Annotated in this window: 16 protein-coding genes and 2 pseudogenes; 7 read left to right on the forward strand and 11 right to left on the reverse strand. The window is 61.7% G+C overall.

Features of this window, described 5'->3' with window-relative positions; genetic code table 11:
* The 4 genes and pseudogenes from K414_RS0100005 to K414_RS0100020 form a co-directional block, all read right to left on the reverse strand.
* Positions 1–590, reverse strand: a pseudogene (locus K414_RS0100005) (transposase); the annotation flags it as partial.
* Between the two features lie 722 nt (positions 591–1,312).
* Positions 1,313–2,116 (reverse strand): ParA family protein, encoded by an 804-nt coding sequence (locus K414_RS0100010; protein WP_032407517.1) that lies wholly within the window; start codon positions 2,114–2,116, stop codon positions 1,313–1,315.
* Positions 2,117–3,230: 1,114 nt separating this feature from the next.
* A pseudogene (locus K414_RS0100015) lies at positions 3,231–3,743 on the reverse strand (cation:dicarboxylase symporter family transporter); the annotation flags it as partial.
* A 135-nt stretch (positions 3,744–3,878) separates the two neighbouring features.
* Positions 3,879–4,979: a tartrate dehydrogenase gene (locus tag K414_RS0100020; RefSeq protein WP_027494113.1), complete on the reverse strand. Its 1,101-nt coding sequence runs from the start codon at positions 4,977–4,979 to the stop codon at positions 3,879–3,881.
* A 205-nt stretch (positions 4,980–5,184) separates the two neighbouring features.
* On the opposite strand from K414_RS0100020, the gene K414_RS0100025 reads away from it, so the two are divergent.
* The 6 genes from K414_RS0100025 to K414_RS0100055 all read left to right on the forward strand — a co-directional run bounded on the left by K414_RS0100025 (position 5,185) and on the right by K414_RS0100055 (position 11,086).
* Positions 5,185–6,093: a LysR family transcriptional regulator gene (locus tag K414_RS0100025; protein ID WP_027494114.1), complete on the forward strand. Its 909-nt coding sequence runs from the start codon at positions 5,185–5,187 to the stop codon at positions 6,091–6,093.
* Between the two features lie 536 nt (positions 6,094–6,629).
* Positions 6,630–7,247 (forward strand): SMI1/KNR4 family protein, encoded by a 618-nt coding sequence (locus tag K414_RS0100030; RefSeq protein WP_027494115.1) that lies wholly within the window; start codon positions 6,630–6,632, stop codon positions 7,245–7,247.
* Positions 7,248–7,395: 148 nt separating this feature from the next.
* Positions 7,396–7,974, forward strand: coding sequence for a hypothetical protein (locus K414_RS0100035; RefSeq protein ID WP_027494116.1), 579 nt, complete (start codon positions 7,396–7,398; stop codon positions 7,972–7,974).
* Positions 7,975–8,117: 143 nt separating this feature from the next.
* On the forward strand, positions 8,118–8,324 hold the full coding sequence (locus K414_RS0100040; protein ID WP_027494117.1) for a hypothetical protein: 207 nt from the start codon (positions 8,118–8,120) through the stop codon (positions 8,322–8,324).
* A gap of 204 nt (positions 8,325–8,528) precedes the next feature.
* A complete protein-coding gene (locus K414_RS25490; protein ID WP_237606104.1) occupies positions 8,529–9,530 on the forward strand; it encodes a hypothetical protein in 1,002 nt (333 codons plus the stop codon).
* Between the two features lie 383 nt (positions 9,531–9,913).
* Complete coding sequence (locus tag K414_RS0100055) at positions 9,914–11,086, forward strand: ATP-binding protein (protein WP_027494118.1); 1,173 nt, start codon at positions 9,914–9,916, stop codon at positions 11,084–11,086.
* 206 nt (positions 11,087–11,292) lie between these two features.
* On the opposite strand, the gene K414_RS25495 is transcribed toward K414_RS0100055, so the two are convergent.
* The 3 genes from K414_RS25495 to K414_RS25505 form a co-directional block, all read right to left on the reverse strand.
* A complete protein-coding gene (locus K414_RS25495) occupies positions 11,293–13,122 on the reverse strand; it encodes a hypothetical protein (RefSeq protein ID WP_139278506.1) in 1,830 nt (609 codons plus the stop codon).
* Positions 13,123–13,645: 523 nt separating this feature from the next.
* Complete coding sequence (locus tag K414_RS25500; protein WP_051364802.1) at positions 13,646–14,725, reverse strand: acyl-CoA dehydrogenase family protein; 1,080 nt, start codon at positions 14,723–14,725, stop codon at positions 13,646–13,648.
* Positions 14,722–15,777, reverse strand: coding sequence for a DUF3068 domain-containing protein (locus tag K414_RS25505; RefSeq protein WP_051364804.1), 1,056 nt, complete (start codon positions 15,775–15,777; stop codon positions 14,722–14,724). Before K414_RS25505 ends, K414_RS25500 begins: the two co-directional genes overlap by 4 nt.
* A gap of 327 nt (positions 15,778–16,104) precedes the next feature.
* On the opposite strand from K414_RS25505, the gene K414_RS29495 reads away from it, so the two are divergent.
* On the forward strand, positions 16,105–16,449 hold the full coding sequence (locus K414_RS29495; protein WP_231893830.1) for an isoprenylcysteine carboxylmethyltransferase family protein: 345 nt from the start codon (positions 16,105–16,107) through the stop codon (positions 16,447–16,449).
* Here K414_RS29495 and K414_RS0100085 read toward each other — a convergent pair.
* From K414_RS0100085 to K414_RS25510, 4 genes are all read right to left on the reverse strand, one after another.
* Positions 16,439–17,287, reverse strand: a complete 849-nt coding sequence (locus K414_RS0100085) for a hypothetical protein (protein WP_139278505.1) — start codon at positions 17,285–17,287, stop codon at positions 16,439–16,441. The genes K414_RS29495 and K414_RS0100085 overlap by 11 nt on opposite strands.
* Before the next feature lie 92 nt (positions 17,288–17,379).
* Positions 17,380–17,991, reverse strand: a complete 612-nt coding sequence (locus K414_RS0100090) for a hypothetical protein (RefSeq protein WP_027494121.1) — start codon at positions 17,989–17,991, stop codon at positions 17,380–17,382.
* Positions 17,991–18,440 (reverse strand): hypothetical protein, encoded by a 450-nt coding sequence (locus tag K414_RS0100095; RefSeq protein ID WP_027494122.1) that lies wholly within the window; start codon positions 18,438–18,440, stop codon positions 17,991–17,993. The genes K414_RS0100090 and K414_RS0100095 overlap by 1 nt, the downstream gene beginning before the upstream one ends.
* Before the next feature lie 101 nt (positions 18,441–18,541).
* On the reverse strand, positions 18,542–19,219 hold the full coding sequence (locus K414_RS25510; RefSeq protein WP_032407514.1) for a helix-turn-helix domain-containing protein: 678 nt from the start codon (positions 19,217–19,219) through the stop codon (positions 18,542–18,544).
* Positions 19,220–19,308 lie beyond the last annotated feature (89 nt).

The following is a 19,308-nucleotide window of genomic DNA, read 5'->3' on the forward strand; positions in this document are numbered from 1 at the left end:
CGCTCGTACTCGTCGACGACCATCAGATCGACGACGGTGTGGTCGATCTGGACCTGATCGAGAATCCCCGCAACTGTCGGTGGACTGTCGCCGGCGGACTGACGTGGGCGGGCGGCATCGGGTCCTCCGCGTGACCTGGCCACCGATGCCGGATGGAGCGCGGCGATTCGTGCGGTGACGGTGTTTCTGGCCGGCACTGGCAGACCCGCGCGGTGACACGCCAACGCGATACGTCGATGCAGCGCAGCGACACTCAGCTTCTGGCGGTGAAGAAAATATCGGGTGAGATGATCGCCGATCACCTCTTCGACCTCAGCCGCTACTCGGCTGCGGCCACGCCCACCCGGCGAGACCTTCGTCAGAAGATCGGTGACCGTACCTGTCCCGTCCCTGAGTTTGCCAAGCAACGCATAGACCCGACGCCGCGACAACCCCAGTCGTTCGGCCGCATCATCGACCGCTGCCAAACGCACCGGATGCATCTCCAGCAAGGGAGCCAAGACAGCGAATCGGGTCTCTGCCTGCGCCCACCGCTCCCCCGACGCCGTCAGCACACCGGTCTCCACGACGTCGAGCTTGCCCGGGTCCACCACAAGCCTCCCCTGTCACCGAGAGCCGAACGCGATCGTGCAGCGCACTTCTGACATCAGAATGTCAGAAGACCACTGCACTCACCCACAAATCGCCAGCAAAAAGTGCCGCCGTCTTCTGAAACTGACACGATTCGGCCGCGGGGTGTCTCGATAGACGATCGTCAAAAAGGACGCCGAGCCTCGGTGGGGGTGCCTGAAATCTCGGTCCCGCCTTAGGTCTGCCATCGCGCACATGTACGTGACTGAATACTTATGGGTCACAAAAAGGGCTGTGCTAGCAACGCTAGCTAGCACAGCAAGCGGGGATCCTCATTCAACGGTCTAGATGCCCCGCTTGTCGAGGTACTCACAGAGCGCTGCGTCGGTCAAGGAAGCAATACTGATTGATCGGTCCCCTGTCTCGTACCGCAGCCTGTCGACGGCTCTGTTCAAACGAAGCTTGGTAGAACTCCGTATCCGCACATTGTGCTGCTCAGTAAATTTTTCTCCGCCTGGTCCTGCCGCCGGCCGCGCATTGTGCTGAGCCAACGGTTCGTTCGTTGCCGGAAGAGTGGGCTCGTTTGTCGGCCTGATACCGCCAGCACTGGTCGGAACGTCGACGCTCGGCGACCCGGTTGATTCTTGCTGTGCTTCGAGCCCAACGCGCCGGGGTGAAGCGGTCGGTCGCGAAGGGAGGTCTGCAGCCGGATGGCGGCGGATGGCGGGTTCGCGTTGTGCGTTCATGCGGCAGGCTCTCCTAGGAGGTCGATAGACAGTTCTTTCAGCAGGGCGTCGTAGGCGACTTGCAGGTCTATCGCCCGGCCTCCCTTGTAAGAATGGATGGGAGTGTGGCTGCTATGAGCGTCTTGGCGCGCCGCCAGCTCCGGGATCCCCGCTCTTGCAACCAATTCGCCGTATGCAGCACGCAACTCGTCCTCGCGATACTGATGCTCCGAGGTCCTTCGTTTCTTAGACAAGACGATCTTCTCGAGCTCGAGACGAGGGTTCGCACGCCGCTTGACGTTGGTGATGGTTTCCTCAACCTTGGTAATCGCTCGCACGCTGTCGATGGTGGGTTCGGTGACCGCGATGACTGAGTCGCAGGCGCAGAGGACCGCGAAAAGTAACTTTCCAAGCGACGGCGGGCAGTCGATGAAAACTGCACTGTAAGGCGACAGATCGACACCCTCAAGCGCGATATCCAACCGAAAGATCAAGTCGTTTGCACCGTCAGCCTCAAGATTGGCGAGGCTCTGAGTCGCCGCGATCAGGTCGACCCGATCCCATTCGGTTGCTACTACCGCATCCGCTGCTGCACCCTCGCCAGTGACCGACATCAGGTCGAAGGTAGTTCGCATGTCGTCATCAACGTCGACTCCCAGACCGGTCGTCGCGTTGGCCTGAGGATCCATATCGATGACGAGGACGTGTTTGCCCTTGTCTGCCAATGCACTCGCCAATCCGAGTGTTGTCGCTGTCTTCCCAACCCCACCCTTCTGGTTGCATATCGCGAACTTCCTGGGTTGCTTCGACGACGTCGACATTGGGATTCGCGTTCCTTTCTCTGTTTGAGGATCAAGGCCAACGAACTTTTCTCCGAGGAAAACTGCGTTGGCTCGCACCCTGGACGTATGCCCTGCAAGCCTTCTGGCTCGCTACGCTATAGCCAATTGCTTCGTGTGCTGCGTTAACACGCGGAGCGAACCTTGCGACGAGTGCTTTGCTCGCTTGCGTAGCTCGCTTCGCCCGTCTCGCACTGCTTGCACGCCGCGCTGCAGCGCCTTGCGTATCTAGCCAAGCGCATTTAGTTACGCAAGATTACCGTGCTAGACAAGCAACTCTCACTTGCCTCGCTAGCACCGCGTGTGTAGCAATCGCATCTAGTGCATCACGCCTATCTAGCGTTGTTTTGCTAGCTATGCCAGCTACGTTAGCCTACGTTCCGACGCTCCGCTCGCTTTGCATTCTTTGCTAGCTACGCTAGCTATCATTGCACCCATACCTCTTCAATTACTGCTCAACAGAACGCGAACGGAGCGAACCCGGTTAACTGCCCGTCTGCGCGCAGGCGAATCTCGCGTGCAACGGCCCTCAGCAGGATAAATAGCAATGCTAGATGGCCTAGCACTCGCGTATGCCGAAGCCCAAGAGTGTCTGTACAGGGCTGGCGTTGCAGAGCCTTGCAACACCTTGCTCCACAATGCGTCAGTTCAATCCGCCGGACCCACGGTTCGGCGGATTGAACTGAGAGGCGATAAAACTGCGACGGACTGCGCCAGGCAGCAACATCGCAAACCGAACAATCGCGAGCTGTGATCACGTACGGACTGGGCGCTTTGTTCAACCCAGGCGAAATCATGCCCGGCGTCAGAACCTCTAGCGTTGCTAGCATAGATAGCTATCATCACTAGCGTTGGCATCCATCACAACAGGTTGGACGGTCGTCTCACAAGATGGTGACCTATGGGGTGTCGCGCGACTCGTCGGCTGCAACCGACTCAGCCTGCGGCGAGTTCAGTGTCGAGGATGGGGACTTGACGGTTGGCTGCGTCCACAAGCGCCGCCGCCACCATTCTCAAGGTGGGCAACGTGCGTCTTACCGACACCCAAAACACAGCGCCGCACCGCGAGGCTGTTCCCTGTCTAAGTCGCAGGAACAAGGAAAATGACCTGCAGGATGTCGCCTTCGACGAAGGGGCCGACGACACTGTCCGGGACGAGGTGAGTGATGAACTCCCACCACTCCTTTTCTTCGCCTGCCTTGATGAAGCTGCTGGCGGAGTCGGTGGTTTCCAGCGATGCTGCGTCGGCGTTGACACCGTCACCGAGCCGGAAGATGTTGATCGCTACCAGGCCGGTCATCATCGCGATGATCGTGCCGACCTGGAAGTAGGTCAGCGCCTTGATGCCGGTGAGGCCGACCTTCTTCAGGTCGGCGACCGAGGCGATGCCGCCGACGATGGTCAGGAACACGATCGGTCCGATAAGCATCTTCATTGCCGTGATGAAGGTGGTGCCGATCGGCTCCATCGCTTCGCCGGTGCTGGGCCAGAGCCATCCGACGCCGATACCGGCGATGATGGCGACGATGACCCAGAAATAGAGCTGTTTATACCAGGGTTTTTTGACCGTGGTCGGTTGGTAACTCGCTGTGCTGCTTGTGGTTCCCATGAGATTCACCTCTGGTGAGAGTTCGCGATAGTCAAGGTTGTGGTCGAGAGTTACCGACCGACTGTGGTGTCGGCCGGCTCGACGGGATCACCTGTCGAGCCGGCCGGGTCTGGCGTGGTGCAGGTCCAATCAGGATCAGGCTGGGGTCAGAGCGTTCTGCAGTGCGTGCACGATGGCTTCGGTGACCTCGTGGGTGTCCGAGGTGCCGCCGATGTCGCGGGTCAATGCTCCGTTGCCGGTGGCGGTTTCGATGGCAGCTTCGACGCGGCGCGCCTCGTCGTGCAGGCCGAAGTGGTCGAGCATGAGTGCTGCGCTGGCGATCGCGCCGATCGGGTTGCTGATGCCCTTGCCTGCGATGTCGGGGGCCGAGCCGTGGACGGGTTCGAACATGCTCGGGAAGCGGCGCTCGGGGTTGAGGTTGGCGCTCGCGGCGATACCGAGGGAGCCTGCGAGGGCGGATCCGAGATCGGAGAGGATGTCGGCGTTGAGGTTCGAGGCCACGACGACCGAGAGGTCCTCGGGGTGCAGGATGAACTTGGCGCTCATGGCGTCGACGAGCACGCTTTCGGTGGTGACGTCCGGGTAGTCGAGGGCGACGCGCTTGAAGACGTCGTCCCACAGCACCATTCCGTACTGCTGTGCGTTGGACTTGGTGACACTGGACACCTTTTTGACGGTGCGGGTACGCGCGAGATCGAACGCGAAGCGCATGATCCGCTCGCAGCCTTTCTCTGTGAACAGGGCGGTTTGTAGTGCAACCTCGTTGCCGGGGCCGCGGCCGCTGAGGTTGCGTCCGCCGAGTCCGGCGTACTCGCCTTCGCTGTTCTCGCGAACGACGACCCAGTCGAGTTCGGTATGGTCGGCTTTGCGGAGCGGGGACTGGACGCCGGGCAGGAACTTCACCGGTCGGACGTTGGCCCACTGGTCGAAGTTCTGGGTGATGTTCAGGCGCAGGCCCCACAGGCTGATGTGGTCGGGGACGTTCTCCCAGCCGACGGCGCCGAAGTAGATCGCGTCGTAGCTCTTGAGGGTTTCGAGTCCGTCGTCGGCCATCATCTTGCCGGTCTCGGCGTGGTACCCGCAGCCCCAGGGGAATTCGTCCCACTGGAAGGCGAACTTGCCGGCGGACTGTTCGGCCAGGACGTCCAGTACGCGCTGGCCCGCCTCGACGACCTCGCGACCGACACCGTCAGCCGGGATCGATGCGATCTTGTAGGTGGTGAGTTCGGTAGCCATGAGTTCCTCCGTAGTAGTGCACATCACATTCTGTCTTGAACCATTAAGCGGTCACAGGCGGGCGTGCGTCCATGACCAAAAGCCGATGCGTCTTATCGGTTTTTCCTAACTGTGAGAGATTCCCGCAGCTAGACTGGCCAGCAGATGAATTTCTGTCAGCCCTACACACCTGCACACCCGGCGCAACCGGAAGGAACGATCCTGTATGGATGCGCGGCACCTGAAGTACTTCCTGGCCGTAGTCGACGAGGGCGGCATCAACCGCGCGGCAGAGGCGTTGCTCATTGCGCAACCATCGCTATCCCAATCGATCGCGACGCTGGAACGGGAGCTGGGTGTTCCGCTTTTTCATCGCATCGGACGCAGGCTGGTACTGAGCGAGGCGGGTGAGACCTTGATCGGCCCAGCGCGAGTGGTGCTGCGTGATCTCGACGACGCCACCGCATCGATCGATGCTCTGAAGGGTCTGCGACGTGGACGCGTGGATCTGATTACGATGCCCTCGCCCGGGATCGAACCGCTGACAACGATTCTGACCCGGTTCAGCGCGTTGTATCCCGCTGTGACGGTGAACGCCGAGGCTGCGTTCACGCCGGAAGAGGTACTGCATGCGGTACGAACCGGGGCATGTGAAGTGGGCATTCTGGGCTCGCCCAGCGAGGTCCGCGCTCCTGAGCTCGAGGTCGTTGCGCTGGAGAGTCAGCCGTTGATTCTCATCTCGAGCGTAGACGCGGTTACACCGGACTCACCGGTCATCGAACGCTCCGAGCTGTCCGGGTTACGGCTGATCGTCTCGCAGCACGGTTCCTTGATGAGAACGCTCGTCGACGATGTTCTTGCGAGCGGCGTCGATGCCACCATCGCCGCCGAGGTAGCGCACCGCACCTCCATCCTTCCTATGGTGCTCAGTGGATTCGGTCAGGCAGTGATGCCATCGTCGTGGGCTCCGACCGCGCGCCAATCAGGAGCCAGAGTGCACCGCATCGTTCCCGGGTCCTATCTGCACGTCGCTGCCGTGTGCCGGACGACCCATCTCACGCCGCCCGCACACAAACTGATGGACGTGGCACGACTGTACGCAGCGGGCCACCCAACATCGTGGGAAATAGATTGACGCACAAGGCTCAAGAGGTTTTGCCGAAAACAATGAGCACTGCTGCGTCGGCCTGGAGGTGACACGCCACGGGAGCTTCACCTCGTCCTCGTAAAGCAGGATGCCCGTGTCCTCCTGCTTCACCAGCTTGCCCCCTCCCAGGTCGGCGGCGACGAGACCGAACAGCTGGTCGCTCACCCATCCCCGGATGCGTGACGGCGATTCCAGGGGAATCACGGGGGCCCGCTTCGACATCGACCGCAGCGTGGAAGTTAAGGGTCTCGATCTGCGTGGGTCGCCGGGGGTTTCTTCACCCGACCGAGGCCATCGACATCAAGGTCGTCTTACCAGGCACAAGAGGCCATAGCCGGCAATTTCGGCGTAGGTGTTGGAGTGGCCGAAGAGTAGTCCAGGCGGCACTACAGACCGGCTATCCGACAACCACCGGCAGTCAGCTGAGCCGTCGATCGTCAACGCCTGTTGACGGTGCGGTAACTGTCTCGAAGCGATCTGCGTTGCGATAATCGAAAGATCCCTCTGCGCAGTATGGTCGGGCAATGTCGTTGACTCAGGAGTGGAACCTCCTCGTGACTGCGCTGCGGGACGTGGCACCGGTGACGGCGCGAACGCTCAGGCCATGTGCGTCGACGAGCGCGGTGAAACGGGCCGAGGCAGCGACGGTTCCGTGGCCGGACGGGCTTCGCGAATTCTTCGGCCTTCATGACGGTCAGAACGAGGTCGGCGGCGCGGGACTCGTCGTTCCGGCTGGACGTCTGCTGCAGGTCGCGGAGATACCTCAGCGGCATTCCGACATGGTCGAAGTCATGGCGGATATCGTTGCAACAGAACCAGATATCTACGACGGGACCTACGCCGAGATCGTCGACAACCTGGTCGAGGCGGGCGTCGAGGCAGAAGATCACCTGTTCCTACCGGGGTACGTCCCTATCGCGGCTTGGGATTCGAATCTGATGTATTGCGACACCCGTTCGGGAGAGATGCGGGGGAGTGTGTCGTACCGATCAGACGACGGCGGGCACCTGGGTGTGCCAACCTGGCCGTCTTTGGAAGCATTTGTTTGCGACGTCAGGTCGGCCGTGACCGATCAGATATCGATCGGCTGGTACACAGCAGCGGTCGACAACGGGGTACTGGACTGGGACATTGTCGAATGACGTTGTGGCAGGGCGAGAGCGCCGAGATGGCGGTACGGGTACCAGCGGCCGGCCTTGGAGCGGCCACCCTCCGAAACACCTGGTGTTGCAGTCCACACCCACCGGTGTCGTGCGGTCAGGCGCGTAGTCGGCAGACGGCGGCGTCCAGATGACCATCACTCCGTGTCGTGACGGCTCACCCGCTCGATGGTTGATCGATCAAAGACGCGACTGGTGGGATCTGGTCACCCGCGGCCCGTCGGGGTACGAGCGTTACGCACGGTTGAGATTCATCCCGGATCCGACTTACGACGGTCAGCGCGAAATGGACACCGACTTCGCCAACGACGGACCGCCCGAGATCGCCCAGCTCGGAATCGCTGTCTCCACCCTCGCCCGGTTCACCACAACTCCGGACGACTGCTATTTCCTGATCTGGGAGGGCTACGAAAACCTCGACCACATGCAGGCCGCGACAGTCTCGATCCCGGAGCGGCCCTGCTACCTCTTTCGAGGTACTGCGGAGGACGTGTCGACGTGGAAGGACGCCCGAGACGGCACTGGTGAGCTGCCGATACCTGCGTTTGTGTGGCCAGCCGATCATGCGTGGTGCATCGCCAACGACGTCGACCCCCACTTCGCCACCATCGGTGCCGGCGAGTCCGCTATCGCAGATCTTCTTCGGACCGCACGAATCGATACGACGCCGGACAATCCCACCACGTACCCACCGTTTTACGGATTTTGAAGGCCACGGTCCAAAGGACGCGTTCGAGGCGGTCGCCGATACGGCGCAGTGCCTGCAGCGCAACGGTTTCTAGTGGGCGTTCCGTACCCTCGGGTGGCGGTGTCGAACAGGCACCGCTACCCGAGACGCAAGGAGGCACCTCCATGGCTGGAATCGCTGACAAGCTCGACAAAGCATACGAAGACAAGCCACTCACCGAGCTCGTCGACGCACCCGTCGAAGCACTGCAGGGCGTTAGCCCTGGCGATGCCGAGCATCTCAAGGCCGCATTCAACATCACGACCATCGGCGATCTCGGACGCAACAAGTACTTCCTCTGGGCGCAGTCGATCGCCAAGCTCGCCGAGTAAGACTCGAGTACGGCACACACGATGAAGCCACAAGACTGGCTACGTCCTGTGGCTTCATCGCAAGCCGACATCGATGCCTGTGGCGTACCTGCACCATCGACCGTCGACAGCGATGCCGTCGACGCGCATGCGTGCCACGTTCGCGGCGGGCGACCCTCGGCGACGTCCCTGATCGGTCGGCCTTCAGCCCGGTACCGTCGCACTGTGACACCGAGACAGGTCAGCACGGTGAGCGGTTACCGCTATCAGTGGTCACTGTTCGTCGATTGGTGCGCTGCGGCCGACGTCGAGGCTCTACCTGCGTCGCCGATCACGCTGGCGCAGTTCCTCGATGAGAACCCTGCCGGCGACGCGGTTCAGTTGCGCCGGGTTTCTGCGATCAACCGCGCTCACCTCGATGCCGGCCAACCCGCCCCCGGCGGAGTCACCTCGATTCGGATCGCACTGGACTCGGCACGTAGTGAGCGAACGATCCGGCGTGCTGAGCAGGACCAGATGATGATCGCGGCCGGACTGCCGACCTCCGGATCGACAGCGGCACTGTTCGGTCGCCGTGACGCCGTTCTTCTCATGCTCGCCGGAGCAGGCCTGTCCCACAAAGCTATTGCGAAAGTAGACCGCACCGAGATCACCACCGACGGCGACGCTGTGTGGATCGGCAGCCGCCACCGCATCCGTATCGCCCCCAACGACTCCACCGGTTTCGAACCGGTCACGATATGGGATCGGTGGCACCCGGTCCTGCAGTTCTCCGAGCGCTACCCGTCGACCACGCTGCTGGCAGAACATTTGCAGCGCAACACTTTTCCCGACATGACGGGGCTGCCGCTTCGCAGTGGTCCGGTCGCGGTGCCGATCGACCGGTGGGGCCACCTACCCTTGCCGGTGACGGCGATGACCGCCGCCGAGGTCGGAGCGGTGATCGCCAGGCACCGCACCGGGGCTTCTCCACTGCACACCCCGCGCCGCCTCCTCGCCAGACCCACCGACGGTGGTACCGATCGGCGTGACCCCATCGTTCCGGAGCCAGTGCCCCTGGAGCTCGACTCCGGGTACTACCGCTCGGGTGTCGAGGCACGTCGACGCGCCCACACGGCGTTGGCCGACGTACCGGACATGGTCGACGACGTCGAGGACCGCATCGAGCAACTCCTGCAACGCACCCTGCAGCTCCTCGACCCATCCACCAACGGCGACAGCACCTGATGCGGCGCACTCACGACCCGGCACACCGACACCTTGGTCGTCGTCCAACTCGTCGAGCACAGAGATCGGACACCGCCACGTTGCCGCAACCTGGGCGCAGCACCTAGGTTCAGTGAGCCGCGACAGATGACGTTTGAAGGCTCAGGCGCGGGTTCGAGACCTTCCGGGCCAATCGTCAACATACCTTGACGGTGTGTAGCCGCTCTTCATGCCATCAGCCGACATCGACACAGTAGAGACGTCGCAGCACTTGCCTTTGCGCCCGGCCCTGCTTGTCGACGTGGCGCGCCCGGATCTGCACCGAGTTACCGATCTATCGGTATGTATCTGACTGTATATGAATAGGACTGATACAACTACATACAATCCGATAGTCTATGTGCATGGAGTACGGACTGAACCCCTTCACACCCGGGTCTGGCACCCGACCCCCCGAGCTCGTCGGACGCACCACCGAGCTCGAACGGTTCGACTTGTTGGTCGCCCGCGCGAAACAGCGGCGCTACGACCGTGGGTTGATGCTGCAGGGCCTCCGGGGGGTAGGGAAGACCACGCTCCTGGCGACCATGGCGGATCAAGCTCGCCGCCACGATTGGGTGGTGGTCGAGGTCGAAGCTCAGACCAGTGTGGAAGGTGCCGAGGCCCTGCGGAGGCGTATCGCCAAAGATATTTCTCGCGCTGTACGCCGTCGTCAGTTCGCCGGCCCGGTGGCGGACAAGATCCGGCAGTTGACCGAAGAGTTCTCGATGTCCGCCACCGCGTTCGGTGTCGGAGTCGAGCTCGCTCGCTCCGCCGGTGCCGAGAAACCAAGCCTGGGGGTCGAATTCGAGGACCTCGTCGAAGATCTTACCGAGGAACTCCGCAAGGACGGCACCGCGCTGGGGCTGTTCATCGACGAGATGCAGGAACTCGAGCCGGCGCTCTTGCAGGTGATCCTGGCTACCCAGCACCGTGCGGCTCAGCGTGAGTGGCCGTTCTTCGTGTGCGGTGCCGGCCTGCCGAACCTTGCGCAAGCCTTGGCCGACGCACGGTCCTACGCCGAGCGCCAGTTCGACTACAGGACCATCGGTCCGCTCGCCGACGATCAGGCCCGCGATGCGATCGTCACACCCATCGCCCGGCTGAACCAGGACATCGACGCCGAGGCAGCAGATTACGTCGTCGCGGCGAGCGATGGATACCCGTACTTCCTTCAGGTGTTCGGTCACGAGCTCTGGCAGGCAGCCCAGCAGTCCCCGTTCACCCTCGCCGATGCCGAGGACGCCGTGGACACCGGCCACGCCTCGCTCGATTCCGGCTTCTACAGCTCACGGTGGCTACGGGCCACCGACGCCGAGAAACGCTATCTGGTGGCGATCGCACGCAGCGGAACCGATACTCCGCGGACGGCAGCCCTCGCCGAGGCCCTCGGGTCGAATCCGCAATCGATGGCACCGCACCGTGACTCCTGTATACGCAAAGGACTCATCTGGTCGCCGGCCCGCGGCCTGGTTGCGTTCACCGTCCCCGGGATGGCGGACTTCATCCGCCGCCAACCCAACGCACCGATTATCTGACCTCGACACCCAAGGACGTCGACTGGGCTGACATCGAGCACGTCGATCGCTCACGCCGCCCTGCATCCACACAGCGCCAGTGCACCAAGAGTCCAGTTCGGTCCGGCGTTGCAGCCTCCAGCCGCGCTGGAGGAGGGCCAGAGCGAGTAAAGCGAACAAGGCCGGTGCTCGGTGTCACCCTGAACTCGTGGCCGATACACGGTGCGTTAGAACGGGTCCGGTGGGCCGGTGTTCATCACGGCCAGGATGTAGTCGTGGTCGGGTGAATCGGCCGGGTGATCGTCGGCGACCGCGAACACCGACCGATCGGGCTCCGGCGGGGTGCGTGCTTCCTCCCGGGCTGCGAGCCATTCTCGCCAGACGATGCGTTCGGCGCGGTGGCGCACGATGCGGGCACGAACGGCCGAGGTGAGGCCGTGACGATGGCCGATGTCGTCGAGTTCGACGGGCCCGATACCGATGTGGGTGTTCTCGATTGTGAGGAGCCCGGCGACGCGTAGATCCAGCAGAGCCTCGTACCCGCTGGTGCGTCCCATCCCGATGGCAGTGAACAACTCATCCGCCGTCAGAGGCTCGGCTGCGGCAACTACTGCGTCGTAGAGGACGCGGTGACGCCACCCGATGACACTCCACGCCGGGTGTACCGACTCCACTTCGGCTGGCCCTGCCACGGTGTCGACTACCGCCGCACGTCCCGCATGTGTGGGCACTAGTGCGTACCGATCGGGGTTCTGGCCGACTCCGCGTTCGATCAGCAACAGCGGTGAGCCTTCCATGTCCCGCAGCCGCTCCAGAACGGACCACACCGTCGATTCGGGGAGCATGCCGGCGGCGATGGACAGTGACCGCCCACCGACACCGACAGTGGGGACGCCTTCCACTAACTGCCCTGACATTGCGGCAGCCCACGCCAGTGCCTGAACGACTGCATGGGTGGTCCAGCGATCCCGGCGATGAAGAAACTCGGAGGCGACCCAGGTTTGGGCGTGGGTAAGCCATAAACGAAGTACCGGATCGTAGGTACCCCCTGTGTGCTTTTGCTTGTGCCCGGTATCCCGGACTGGCTCGGGGAGTGTCGATGCGGCCCAGTCGAGGGCGCGGGCAGTGTCGCGGCGGATGGCGCGTTCGGGCTCGGCGTAGCGGGCGTATGCGGCACGCACACCCGCCCATGCCGGCTCAGAGACGCGGGTGAGGATTTCGGTGGCGCTGGCTCCGGCGAGGACTGCGTGGGTGATGACGGATTGGCGTGCTTCCGAGCGTGAGGGCCAGCGGCGGGTGTCGATGCGGCCGGTGCTGGCGAAGTCGAGGACGCAGCGAGGCGGCGGGGCGGAACGGCAGAAACGTGGGTGCAACCGGGCGTCATCGCTGCTGCCGAGGACGCGTTCAGTGGACGTCTCGGCGCGGATGTGGGTGTCGATCGGGCTGGTGACCGTGCGGCCCGTTCCTCCGAGCAGGGCTTCGAGGCGTTGGAGTGTGCCGGCATCGGACCCGACGGTCAGGATGTCGGCCGCTGTAGCCGGGTCGAGGTCGACGAGGGTGCGGTAGCCACCTTCTTTGCACTGCGAGCCCGGCACGGTGATGCACCCGGATTTGTGGTTGGTCATCGGTGTGATGTCCAACGTCGGAAGTCGCGCTGCAAGAAGACGTAGCAGTGGCCGTACTTCGTCGGCGGTGACTGTTTTTCCCGGTGCCAGCGGTATCAGCACGTGTCGGCCGCCGCTGGCCGATTGGTCGACGACTGCGCGGCCACCGCATTCGGTCAACCAGGCCAGCAGACGCCTCACGTCGGCGACAACGCAGGCGTGACCGTGGTGTTTGGTGTCGAAGTCGAGGGCAACGATGCCGGCGCGCGCGCGTGAGAACAGCGGCACAGCCGCTGGCAGTACCGGCCGTTTGACGGTCAACGGTCCCGCGGACACGTATTTACGGGTCGTCGGGTCGTAGAGACGCATCGATCGACGCGCAGCAATGGCCGGTGCGAAACGACGCCACAGCCGGTCCGCAGTCGCATCCGGATGGACGACACGAGCATTCAATCTTGTACCTACTTCAGGGCACGATGTACCCTGAGACATGTCCTCCAAGACAGTCCCTTCGGGGAAAGCACCACAGAACGAGTTGCGAGCTAGTCACTCGCTTCTCTGACTTCGAGAACCCTCGGCCCGCCCGCCGGGGGTTTTTCGTTATCTGTGCTGCGCTAATTCAGTTGGTCGTATGTGCCGAATGTCAGTTCGGGACAGAACGATCATGCAGTCAGCGGCAACACTCCTTGGTTTCGCGGTCGGTTGAGTTCAAGCGCGAGGTCCTCGCGGTCATTCACGATCGCGATGAGATCGGCCAGGTACTGACCCAGAGATGTCACACCTGCTGAACTCTGTTGTTCTTCGAGCGTTTTTATGAGCTCTAGCGGGATTCGGACAGTCAACGGCTTCCGGTCACCCTTACTGGGCATCGGCATAGCGTGGCCTCCTTCATCTGCATCATCGGTCCCAACCAGTGCCTATCCTGATGCAGAATCATGTTCGACGGGCTCAGACACGCCGAGAGCGTCGAAGGAAATTACATTGATGTGAGTAACCCGTTCGATTGGAACCCTTCTGAGCTTGTTTGGGCAATCGACTGCTGCTGCTCAATGCTGGCCAGTAGATGAGCGCGTATCTCGGCAGTGGCAGTGCAAACCAGCGCGAAATTCGCCTCGCGTGCGGTGCGTTCAGCCAGCCCCCCGCGCCTCACAGCCTTGCTGCCCGCTACAGCTGTGAAGTATGCCGATACGTCGACGGCGAAGCGGCAGACCTGCGCTCGTACCTCGTGAATATCGATCCTCGTGTCGGTTACGGCCTCATTCAACGACTTTCGGAGGTTGATAAACCCGTCTGTGAGTGCTTGGTTGTTCTGACCAAGCTCATCCAAGGCAGTCAGGCATCGACTCGACAACCCGAGTGCCAGCGAGCCGTTGATACGAACGATTGCACGATCAATCGTCGACATTGGCCCTTGCTTGCTCAGGCTCTTTCGTTGCACGTGCATGACATTGCTGTCGGCTACGGCAAGGCCGTCGAATTTAAGCGAGACAGTGCGAGATGCGTTGGCTGCAGCCAAGTGAAGCGGCTCATGGGACAGGCCCCTACCGCCTGCTGCCGAAACGAGGAACGTGACCGTCGAGTCGTTTAACTGGTCGTACGCCGTTACTCCAACGACGTCGATCATGCCCCACCCAGTCACGAATGGCGCACAGCCTTCGATCCGATAGCCATCCGCAGTCCGGTGGGCCCGGACGAGGGGTCGCTGCGGTGAGGCGTAGCCACTGCCTGACACGCCAGCGCGAATCGTGCCCATCCGTAAGCCTGAGAGATGTTCTGCTTTGAGTGACTCGTTCCCCGACGTAGCGAGTCTGAGGAGAGTGCCGTGATGCTGGGCCCATACGAACGCTGTTGCTAAACAACCGCTTACCAGGATCTCCCCTACGGCGGACATGGTCTGGAGCGGATTGTCGCTTCCTAAAGCTACGCCGTAGAGCCCTTGGCTGACCAGTAAGTCGAAGTGCGACTCAGGAATCTCAGCGGTCTCGTCGACCACTGCCGCAGCAGGTTCCAAGACCTCTTTGCGAAGCTCCTGTGCCTTGGCTATCCAATCGATCACGACAGTGTCCTCTCGGTCGCTTGCTGCTGCATGTCATCCCCTCTGTCGCCAGGAGCCGGTCCGTCAGAATTCAGCGAACTCGGCCCTGGGGGCCTCGGACGGCAACACACCCCAACGCCGAGTGCGAATGCAGAGAGACCGGCGAGCCCGAGAAGAACGGGACCGTATGTCTCAGCCCAGTCGATGAGACGCTTGGACTCGACTGCCCGCTGCACCTGCTCGTCGACCGTGGCAGCGTCGAGCTCTGGCGACATTTCCACGATGGTGACCGCCGACGGGTCGTTAGCGGTACGTCCGTAGTACTGGTGAACCGCTTGTTTCCCGAAGACGATTGCACCCGTCGTGGGCTCAACGAGCAGCTCACGGCGTGCCTTGTAGAACCGGTGCATCAGAATCTCTTCGTCCCCGTCGATACCCCAGTACGACGCAGGGAGGCTGAGCTTGCCGCCGGTGTCGAAGGGCGCGATGTCCTGAACGAAACGGTAGACGTCCAGGCCGTTGATGTTGGTCTCGCCGTCGAACTGGACGTCCTGGCTGCGGCGCGTGGTCGTATCGAAGTACGGATAGGACCTCTTTTCGACGTCGAACGGAAACTTGAGCGAGAGCCCGTCGTGCGTGACTTCGTCGGCGGGTTGATCGTCGTACTTCTGGATCGACCCGATCGGATCGTCCATCGGCATCGCAGTTCTGCGGTCGGCGGTGAATCTGTCGACGGTTGCGTTGACCGTTCCTCGTTCACCAGGTCTGTCGTCTCGTTGCAACAAAACAGCGGATTGCATGGTGATCTTGTTGCTGTCGGACGGTTCTTCGACAGTAACCTGCTGTAAGACACGAATGGGAACGTCGCGATCGACTTTCGAGACGCCCTGAACGAGCGCTTCGGTGTCGAGCAAGGTCGCGGTGCCCGTTGCGACCGTTGCGGAGTCGACGTCGAGAGGCGTTTTCACCAGCTGTGGAGCCATGTACAGGGACATTGTTGCGGAGGATGCGGCGAGGAACGCACCGACCCCGACCAGTGCCAGGCCTTTGATCGGTAGTGTCGCCGTCGTCATGCGTTGGTCCTTAAAGTTGGTCGGTACCCTGCTCGTCTCGGAGCGGCTACTGAGTCTGAGAAGCTGTGTCGCATGATCGTCAAGAGGCTGCCCTTGTTCGTGACCAGTCGACCGGCCGCTGTGGTTTTGGCTACCGCTTTCGCGGGATTTGCGTTGTCGGAGTACAGGATGGGCAAGCGGAGGCCGCGAGCGGGCTCTGTGAATCGGGACAACGGGTCCGGTAGAGCAGTTGGCCGTGGCCTTGCACTGGCGTACGGCGGAGGCCTCGTGCTGAGCGTGGCCTCGCCGGCAACCGTCATTAATCGGCACCGGAGAACGATTTTCGTCGTGGGCTTGACCACCGCTGCACTCGGGCAGGCCCTCCGGCTGGCTTCGGCGCGGAAGCTCGGGGAGTCCTTCACGTTCAAGGTCCACACGCATCCAGAGCAACTGGTGGTGCAGACGGGCCCGTACCGGTTGATTCGGCACCCCTCGTACACGGGGGCATTGATCTGCGCGCTGGGATTCTCCATCGCGTACGGGAACTGGCTTGCCCCCGTCATGGTGTCGTTTCTGGCGGGGGGATATGTCCACCGGATCCCGTCGGAAGAGTCCGCGATGCTCGAGGGCATAGGAGAGGGGTACGCCGAATACATGACGCGCTCTAAGCGCTTGATCCCGTTCATCTTCTAGTCGCCCCCGCGGAAGTTGCCTTACCGTCTTCACCGTCGACCATCTCGACCATGAGTCGGGTAGACGCGACGGAGTTTCTGCTGGCACGCCAGGCAGCCCGCTTGGAGCTCGGGATCAGAGTGTCCGCAAGGATGGCGTTGCTTCGAGTCGCCAAGGCCTGCCACTCATCCATGTACGCAACGATGCGTCGGTACCGCTGGACGCGAGGAAGCAGTGTCGTCCAGATGTACACCCACGCAACGTATCCGGCGACGAGCAGGGGCGACATGATGAGGAAGAGCGATATCTGAACGGTGTGGTCGGTGTACCAGTTCTCTGTGCCGCGGGTGAACGCAACTAGGTAGACGATTTTGTGAACTGCGTAGAGCAGGATCATCCCGCACGCCACCGCAGCAGCGGTGAGAACGCGCGCTAGTTCTCCGGTCTTCACGATCAGAGCCATGCGAACCAACAGGTAGAACGGCACTACCACGCACAGCGACAGGCTTCCGAGGAAGATGACCCAGTAGACCAGCATCCAGCCTTCGGCTGGAAAGGTCTGACTTAGGTAATATGTAGGTCTCGACGGCGCGGGGGAAAGGAGAAAAGAGACGACCAGACCGACAACCAACGCCGCGGTGACCGCGTAGCGAGAGCGACGCGAGAAACTACGTTGGGTCGAGTGAGCCACCATCCCGACCCATTGGGTTGCGGCGCAAATCGCCATGGCCTGAGCTATCAGAACAGATATGTTCCACAGGCCCGTTACGTCGTGTATGACAGGGTCAAGCTTGTCGTCTGCCAGCGCATGAATTCTGAACATCTGCGCAACGCTGAGAGTGAGCAGTAGCACCGTCATGGGGCGAGTTTGCGGCCTCCGCCTGTACAACGGTAGGCGTTGAAGACCGAACACCAGCAACACTATTGGCAGTATCGCCTCGAAGAACGTGCTCACATCTGCCACCCAAAAATTGTGGCCACCCGGCGCAGGGTCTCCTTGTCTTTCGAGTCGATGTTCTCCGGGTAGAACGGCTTGCGTAGGGAATCGGCGCGGGCAAGCATGAGTGTGCCGAGCCATTCGGCCTCTGCTTCGATGGGCTGAAGGAAATCCGGGACTCGTGTGAAGCACACCTTCGCCCGTTGTTCCTCGGCAAGTGCGCTGATCATTGTCCTCGGAATGGCAGGAGCCATCCTCATGAACGATTCGACCAGAATGTCCTCGGTGACAACAACATCGGCATCATGACCGAGAAGTATGTGTGCGACTTCGTGGAGGATGCATTGTTCACGGAAGAGCGGATCTACGTCCGCACGGACGTAGATGACATCGACCGGGGCAGTTCGTACCCAAAAGCCCGAGACCTCGCCGCTTTCGCTCAGATCGTCAGGTAGATCGAGGATCACAATGACGCGGCCGATCTTGAACCCAACCTCGGCAACGAATCGGTCGATCGACCAGGGTCTCGTGAACTGCAGTTGCAGTGTGTCGAGGAAGGATCTGGCACGTAGCTCGGGGTCGTCGATAGTTCTCGCTGCAGCGGCAGCGTCTCGGACCGAGCTCATTATGTCGATTCGCCAGCTTCGGCCGGTTCGTGCCGATTCTGCTTCTCGAAACGTCCGTGCGTGTCCCGGACCAGCTCGCTCAGACGCTCAGCGATCGCCGGAGTCAGCTGCGGTACCCGAGTTCGTAGAGCAAATACCGTGGCCTGGGAGTTCCGAACATTGTCGAAGTAATCGAGCTGCGCGTTATAGTCCATCTGCTCGGCAGTGGTGCCGACCAGGTAGGTAACCGGCGACTCGAAGAAGGTCGCTACTGCCTCGAGGACGTCTCGTTCGGCGTCGTCGACCGCCTGGCTGCGGAGCACTTTCACTTCTTCCGCAGTGACGTGGCGACCGACGCTTTTGCTCACATGCGCCGCGACCTGCGGGTCCAGATCATCGAGTGTCCCCAGATGTCGGAAGCCCCCGAATAGCCTGCTGATTCGATCGTGTAGCGGTAGCTGGCTGTCCATTGTGGTCTGTTCCTTCCGAACGTTCTCTCCCCGCGGAGTACTACGAGAGGCTTGGTCCCGAGCAAGCACCCTTGCCCATTTCTTGCGCAACTTCAACTGCTTCACTCGCGCTCCGCCCATCGCTCCTGGAACCTGGCGTCCAGCTCGTCGTCGATGTCGTCGTGCCGCCCAGCCAGCCAGCGACGGTAGAGCTGTTCTTCGCGCTCGACCGGGTCGTAGTCGGCGGCGGGTTTATCGAGGAGGGGGCCGAATGCCATCTCCGCCATCGGAGGGAGGGTTCTCCCAGGGCCCCCACTTCTTTCCAAGACCGCGGTGGCATACCGTCCGGCTACGCGGGAAACAAAGGCGTTGAATCCCCCGACGACCTGGTCGAAGTATTCTAGTGGGGGATCCGCGCCACGACAGCTCTCGTGCGCGGCATTGAGCTGCCGGTGCAGCCCGAACAGATTGTTGATTTCGTCCAGGGGAAGCACAATTGCATCCGGCTCGGCGGCGGCACTGCTCGATCTGGAGTTTCTGTTCGACAGGCTCTCCAGGGGGACAGGATCGCCACCGGCGAGAACAGCAGCTGCGCTCCCTTTGCTCCACCGCAGGCCTTGGTCGAGCTTCCTGATCACGGCCGGACTGGGCGCCCGACCGAGAGTGTCGTTTTCGATGTTGCCAAGTGTGGTGTCCGACGGTCCACCAGCATCACGGACCTCGAACCTAGTCAACGCAAGCCTTGCCCGCCGCGCCGCCACCACCTTGCCAAAACGGGCCAGGTCGTCTGTTTCCTGCATTACTGCATCCTATGTCCGGTAAGCAAAAAAATCGCAATTCCCAAGTAAATGTACCGGATGGACATAGAAGCAGCTCAGGACTACGAGGT

It is taken from the genome of Rhodococcus sp. JG-3, assembly GCF_000482405.1.
Lineage (GTDB): Bacteria > Actinomycetota > Actinomycetes > Mycobacteriales > Mycobacteriaceae > Rhodococcoides > Rhodococcoides fascians.